This is a genomic window from Paenibacillus sp. GYB003, from assembly GCF_036577625.1.
GTDB lineage: Bacteria > Bacillota > Bacilli > Paenibacillales > NBRC-103111 > Paenibacillus_AB.
Genome location: NZ_JARBDC010000027.1, coordinates 1 through 6,348, shown reverse-complemented (window position 1 = coordinate 6,348; position 6,348 = coordinate 1). Strand labels below are relative to the sequence as shown.

At 63.5% G+C, this 6,348-nt stretch carries 4 protein-coding genes and 2 pseudogenes; all 6 read left to right on the top strand.

The genetic code is table 11. The annotated features are described in order from the left end of the window. Positions 1-539, top strand: a 539-nt coding sequence (locus tag PV407_RS10185; protein ID WP_332089810.1) for a thiamine-phosphate kinase, incomplete at its 5' end; no start/stop codon positions are given. Positions 540-563: 24 nt separating this feature from the next. Beyond that, positions 564-1,028, top strand: a pseudogene (gene tsaE / locus PV407_RS10180) (tRNA (adenosine(37)-N6)-threonylcarbamoyltransferase complex ATPase subunit type 1 TsaE); the annotation flags it as partial. After that, the gene (gene tsaB, locus PV407_RS10175) at positions 1,025-1,834 is read left to right on the top strand and encodes a tRNA (adenosine(37)-N6)-threonylcarbamoyltransferase complex dimerization subunit type 1 TsaB (protein WP_332089809.1); all 810 of its coding nucleotides are present in this window, start codon (positions 1,025-1,027) and stop codon (positions 1,832-1,834) included. The pseudogene tsaE and the gene tsaB, both read left to right, overlap by 4 nt. Next, on the top strand, positions 1,821-2,327 hold the full coding sequence (gene rimI, locus PV407_RS10170; RefSeq protein ID WP_332089808.1) for a ribosomal protein S18-alanine N-acetyltransferase: 507 nt from the start codon (positions 1,821-1,823) through the stop codon (positions 2,325-2,327). Before tsaB ends, rimI begins: the two co-directional genes overlap by 14 nt. Beyond that, positions 2,324-3,406, top strand: a complete 1,083-nt coding sequence (tsaD, locus tag PV407_RS10165; RefSeq protein WP_332089807.1) for a tRNA (adenosine(37)-N6)-threonylcarbamoyltransferase complex transferase subunit TsaD — start codon at positions 2,324-2,326, stop codon at positions 3,404-3,406. Before rimI ends, tsaD begins: the two co-directional genes overlap by 4 nt. Before the next feature lie 1,189 nt (positions 3,407-4,595). Next, positions 4,596-6,348: pseudogene (locus PV407_RS10160) on the top strand (hypothetical protein); the annotation flags it as partial.

The following is a 6,348-nucleotide window of genomic DNA, read 5'->3' as shown; positions in this document are numbered from 1 at the left end:
CGGCCGGTCTTCGCGCGCTGCTGTCGCGCGGGGGCGCGGCCGGGCCGCTGGAGGAGCTGCCGGGGACGATTCGGCCGCTGGCGCGGGCGCACCGGCTTCCCGAGCCGCGGCTCGACGCGGGGAGGCTGCTCGCCGCGGCGAAGCCGGGCATGTGCGGAGCGCTGAACGACATCAGCGACGGCCTCGCGAGCGAAGCATGGGAAATCGCGGAAGCGTCGGGCGTCCGTCTCGTGCTGCGCGGGGACCGCATTCCGCTGACCGACGGGCTGCGCGAGTACGCCGCTTCCGTCGGGACCGACCCGCTCGACTTCGCGCTGTACGGCGGCGAAGATTACGAGCTGCTCGGCACGGTGCGGGCGGCCTATGCCGCGGAGCTGGCCCGCTCGTTCGAGCGGGCGGGCCTTGCGCTTTGGTTCGTCGGCGAAGTCGTCGCGGCGGACGGAGACGGCGTCGGCACGGCGTCGGGCGTGACGCTCGTCCGGTCGCCCGGCGAGGCCGGGGTGCCGCTCGGCAAGAAAGGGTATAACCATTTTAGCTGATAGGGGGAGACGGGTACGAGCACGTATACGTACGCATCGAACGGCGAGGCCGATACCGCCCGCTTGGCCGAGCTGCTGGCCGGCATGATGGACGCCGGGACGGTCGTCGCCCTGGACGGCGATCTGGGGGCGGGCAAAACCCGATTTTCCCAATCGGTCGCGCGCGCGCTCGGGGTAAAGGGCGTCGTGAACAGTCCGACATTTACGATTATTAAAGAGTACGAGGGGGACCGTCTCCCTTTTTACCATATGGACGTGTATCGGATATCCGGGCAGGAGGCCGGCGATCTCGGCTTGGACGACTACTTTTTCGGCGACGGCGTCACGCTCGTCGAATGGGCGGAGCGCATAACGGACCTGCTGCCGGACGACTATTTGGCGATCCGCATCCGGCGGACCGGCGTAACGGCGCGGATGTTCGAGCTGACGCCGCACGGGGAACGGTACGAGCGGTGGTGCCGCCGGTTGAAGGAGAACGGGACGATATGACGAAGACAGAACGAAGCCATTCCGCCATAAGCAAGCTGCTTGCCGTCGACACGTCGACGCGCGTGCTGACCGTCGCGATTTCGGACGAGGGCCGGATCGCGGCCGAGAGGCGCTCGGAAACGGAGCGCAACCATTCGATCAAGCTGCTGCCGGAAATCGACGACATGCTCCGGGAGGCCGGCATGACTCCCGCCGACCTGGACGCCGTGGCGGTCGGCACCGGCCCGGGCTCCTATACCGGCGTACGGATCGCCGTCACGGTCGCGAAGACGTTCGCCTGGGCGCTCGGCATCCCCGTCGTCGGGGTGTCGGGACTGGAAGCATTGGCGCTCGGGGACGCTCATACATTGGAGATGGGGGCGAAGCCGCCGGCCGAAGCGGTCTGGTACGTTCCGCTGCTGGACGCGAGGCGAAAGCAGGCGTACTGCGCCGTTTACGAATCCGGCCCGGCCGGGTGGCGCGAGGTGGCCGGAGACGGCATCCGCGTCGTGACGGATCTGCTCGGCGAGCTGGAAGCGCTGCTCTTGGACGCCGACGCGCAAGGCGTCGCGCCGGCGCGCATCGTATTCGGCGGCGAGACGGCGGGCTTCCGCGAGACGCTCGAAGCTTGGCGCGGGTGCGAGACGACGATCCGGGCGAGCGAAATCGGCGCGGCCGCGATCGCCGAGCTCGCTTGGCGGCGTATCCGAAACGGGGAAGCGGACGATACGCATGCGCTTGTGCCGAATTATACGCAGCTCGCCGAAGCGGAGGTCAAGCTGCTGCAGAAGGAAATGCGGGGGGGCGATCCGTTTGGAGCCGACTGAGCGGGTGGAGGAAGACGGGCTTCGGTTCCGGCCGATGCGGGTCGAGGATATCGAGACGATATGCGAAATCGAGAAGGAATCGTTCACGACGCCGTGGACGGCCGGGGCGTTTCATAACGAATTGACGAACAACCATTTCGCCCATTACATCGTCATGGAGCTGGACGGCGAAATCGTCGGCTATGGCGGCATGTGGCTCATTATGGACGAAGCCCACGTCACGAACGTTGCGGTGCGATCGGCTTACCGGGGGCGCAAGCTGGGCGAGAGGCTCATGATCCGGATCCAGTCGGCCGCCGTTTTTCTCGGCGCGGAGCGCATTACGCTCGAGGTGCGCACGTCCAACATCGTCGCGCAGCGGCTGTACGCGAAGCTCGGCTTCATCCCGGCCGGCTTGCGCAAAGGGTATTACACCGACAACGGAGAAGACGCGATCATCATGTGGGCGCATTTGGGCCGGTTGTCGGAGGAAGGAGCGCGGGAACGCGAATGACGACGCACACGAACAAGCACGAACGAACGGGAGCGCGGCCGGGACTGATTCTGGCCGTGGAGACGAGCTGCGACGAAACGTCCGTCGCCGTCGTGCGAGACGGAACGACGATTCTTTCGAACGTCGTCTCGAGCCAGATCGATACGCATAAACGGTACGGCGGCGTCGTGCCGGAAATCGCCTCGCGCAAACACGTGGAAAGCATCACGCTGATGATCGACGAAGCGGTGCGGGCTGCCGGCATTCGGCTCACCGACTTGTCCGCCGTCGCGGTTACGCAGGGCCCCGGGCTCGTCGGTGCGCTGCTCGTCGGCGTCGTGGCGGCGAAAACGCTCGCCTGCGCGCTGCAAATTCCGCTGATCGGCGTTCATCATATCGCCGGACATATATACGCGAACCGGCTCGTGCGCGAGCTCGACTACCCGCTCGTCGCTCTCGTCGTGTCGGGCGGCCATACGGAGCTCGTGCACGTTCCGTCGCCCGGCGTATTCCGCATTATCGGACAAACCCGCGACGACGCCGCCGGCGAAGCGTACGACAAAGTCGCGCGGGCGATGGGGCTGCCGTATCCCGGCGGTCCGCACGTGGACCGGCTCGCCCATCAGGCGGACGAACCCGTGCCGCTGCCGCGCGCGTGGCTGGAGCCGGACTCGTACGATTTCAGCTTCAGCGGCTTGAAGTCGGCCGTGCTAAACGCGCTGAACCAGGCGAAAATGCGCGGCGACGTTCTGCATCCGGCCAGCTTGTCCAAAGGCTTCCAGGATTCCGTCGTGGAGGTGCTGGTCGAGAAGGCGATCCGCGCTGCGCGCTCGTTCGGGGCGAAGCAGCTGCTTCTCGCCGGTGGCGTAGCCGCCAACAAAGGGCTGCGGGAGGCGCTGTCCGAGCGGTGCGGGCGGGAGAAGCTGCCGCTGCTCGTGCCGCCGCTGTCTTTGTGCACCGACAACGCGGCGATGATCGCGGCCGCCGCGTTTTTGAAGTGGGAGAGCGGCGAGCTGTCGCAGCTCGACCTGAAGGCCGAGCCGGTGCTGTCGCTGGAGGAGTGGTCGGTGAAAACGCCGGCGAAGCTGGCGGGGAATTGACGAACGGCCGCTGGGGCGGCATTCGGTTTGTTTGTTTCGGAACTGTGCGAATGGAGCGCGGTTCCTTTTTTTTGCCCATTGTGAATAAAATGCGGATAAATCTGTGGATAAGTCGGATTGCTGTCGCCAAGCGATGAAAGATCCGGTTCCCAATTGGCCGAACTTTCAACGACGGCGGCTATGAGCCGGAAAATTTCTGGAATGCGTTCGGCGACACCGCTAAGGGTCGGGTCGATTCCTGCATTCGCGGGGCAATCGCAATGATATGCCAAATAGGTCCGCTGGGCGCATGCGGTCGACCGACCGCCGTCATTGCAGCGAAACAACGCGTCGCCGGGGCTAACGAACGAAACCGTGCGTCAGGCAGCGGAGTCGGCCTTTCGCTGCAAGTCGCTTCTCCTTACCGCCTTCGGGCATCATAAGTAAAGGGAAAACCTGATGCTATTTTTGCCGTTTTCCACGTTTCCGCCCCAATTGCGGGAAAACCTCCCGTTAACTATGCCCGAATTGCGCATCTTACCGATGCGGCGTCGGATTTCCGGGAGCTTTTCCGGTTAATCGAAGCCAGTGCCTATCAGGGATAAGTATAGATGGAGAAATTCCTGCAAGATGCGAGTTGTACGATCGGGTAAGCCGAACGCCAGATGTGAATGAGGGATCCCGACCGTTTCGATTGCAATTGTTCCGATAAAACCGGAACGGGCAAGGTTCGGAGTATCCGAAACACGATTATGGCCGCTTAATGATTCAACATATACGGATACATATCCGAACTGAACTTATCTTTTCACGTGCCGACTCTGCAAGTCTTGGATCAAAAAACGGATCGCCCGAGGGCAGACGTTCTCTTCGATGCAAGCCTCCATCTGAACTGCAAGGGATGTGGATAAAGTTATCCACATCCCTTGTGCATACTGTGTACAAGTTGTGCAAAGCCAGCAGCAGCAAAGGATCCGTTTCGGCGCGGAATGGAATAAGTTTTTTCGCCAAAATTGTGGATAATGGGGATAACATTGTGGATGAACGTGTGAAATCGCGTCAAATCAGGACTTTTTCGCTTATGCACCTGGGGATAACGCTGTGCATAAAAGCGGCGGCTGTGGATTGATTCGGAAACGGAGAAACCGGGCATTCTAAAACATGGAAATCGTTACGGCCGTTTATTGTTGATGTCGAGGTGTCGTCGAGCATGAGATATACAGCTATAAAAAATAGAACATTTGTTCCCGTTTGTATCATTGCCGCCATTATCGCCTCGTTGGCGGGAAGCGCTGCGCCGGTTTATGCGGCAGCCGGATCGTCGGGGGACAAGTCGCATCAGGTTCGCCTGTCCGGCGACGGAAAAGCTTCGACCGCGGCAGCCGGCGACTTGCCGGCGGCAAGCGGCAAAGTGACGATCGTCTCCGTCCCGGGCTGGTCGTTTCTCGATTGGAGCGAGGACGTATTGAGCGGCCTACCCGAGCTGAGCCGGCTCATTCGGCAGGGCGCGATCGGAGCGATGAACGTACGCACGCCCGAGAAAGGGCTCGAGGACGCCTATGCGACATTGGGAGCCGGAGCGCCGGCGATCAGCGGCTCCGGCTATCTCGCCCATAACGCGCGCGGAGAGGGCGGAGACCGCTCGGGCGCGGAGCTGTACCGAAGATTGACGGGACGGGAGCCGGACGAGACGGGCGTCGTCGTGCCCGAAATCGCCGCCATTCGCCGGCGCAACGAAAACGGCCCGCATCGGGCTCGTCCCGGTCTGCTCGGAGAGCTTTTGCGCCGGCACGGCATCGCGACAGCCGTATACGGCAACGGCGATACGCCGCAGGAGCGCAAACGATACGCTCCATTGGCCGTCATGGACGAAAGCGGACGGGTGCCGCTTGGCGGCGTTGACGGGGGCATGCTTGTGACCGATCCTGCCGCCCCTACCGGGACGAGGGCGGATCCATCGGCTTTGCTGCATGCTTGGGAATCGATCGGCGGGCCGTCCGTCGTCCTTCTGGAATGGGGCGACCTGCTGCGCTTTCAAACGGAAGCGCCGCTATACGGGAACGATCTGGCGCGGACGCAGAAGCTTGCCGCGCTGCGCCGTCTCGATGCGTTTGTCGGCGGCATTGCGAACCGGCTTCGACCGGGAGAAACGCTGTGGCTCGTATCGCCGTTCGTCGGGGTGGAGGCGACGAGGAGCAAGCTGCTGCTCGCTCCCGTTGTATATAATGGTCCGGGCGTTTCCGGCGGGCTGCTTACATCGCCGAGCACGCGTCGGGAAGGCGTGGTGACGGCGACCGATTTTGCGCCAACCGTTTTGGCCGCTTTCGGCATCCCGGCGCCTTACGTTGCGACAGGGCAGGCGATGGAAGTGACCGAGAGAACGGATGCCCTGGAAGCTTTACGGACGGAGCTCGAGACGATCCTGGAAGTATACCGGCTTCGGCCGCGGGCGCTTATCCCGTTCGTATCGGTCGAAGCCGCGGTTATGCTGACGGCGCTGCTCGTCGTCTGGGGCAAAATGTTCAAGGCGGCCCGCCCGGTCGAAGCGCTGCTGCTCGCCCTTCTGGCCGCCCCGCTCGTTTTGCTGGCCGTCGGCTGGCTGCATATGACGAAGCCGCTGCCCTGGAAAGGGCAAGCGGCTCTGTTTGTCGCCGGGACGGCGTCGATTGCGTGCATCTGCATATTCAGGACCCGAGCTTTGCGGGCCGCCGTTTGGCTGAGCGCGATAACGGCGGCGGCGCTGCTGCTCGACGGCGTTACCGGAGCGGAAGGAATGAAGCGATCGGTGCTCGGCTACGATCCGATGATCGGGGCCCGCTACTACGGGATGGGCAACGAGTACATGGGCGTGCTCGTCGGCGCCGTCACGCTCGTCTTCGCCGCCGCGCTGGAGCGCCGCCGCGGTCGCCTCGCGCCCGCTACGGCCGCGCCCGCTGCGCCTGCGCCCGCTGCGCCTGCGCCCG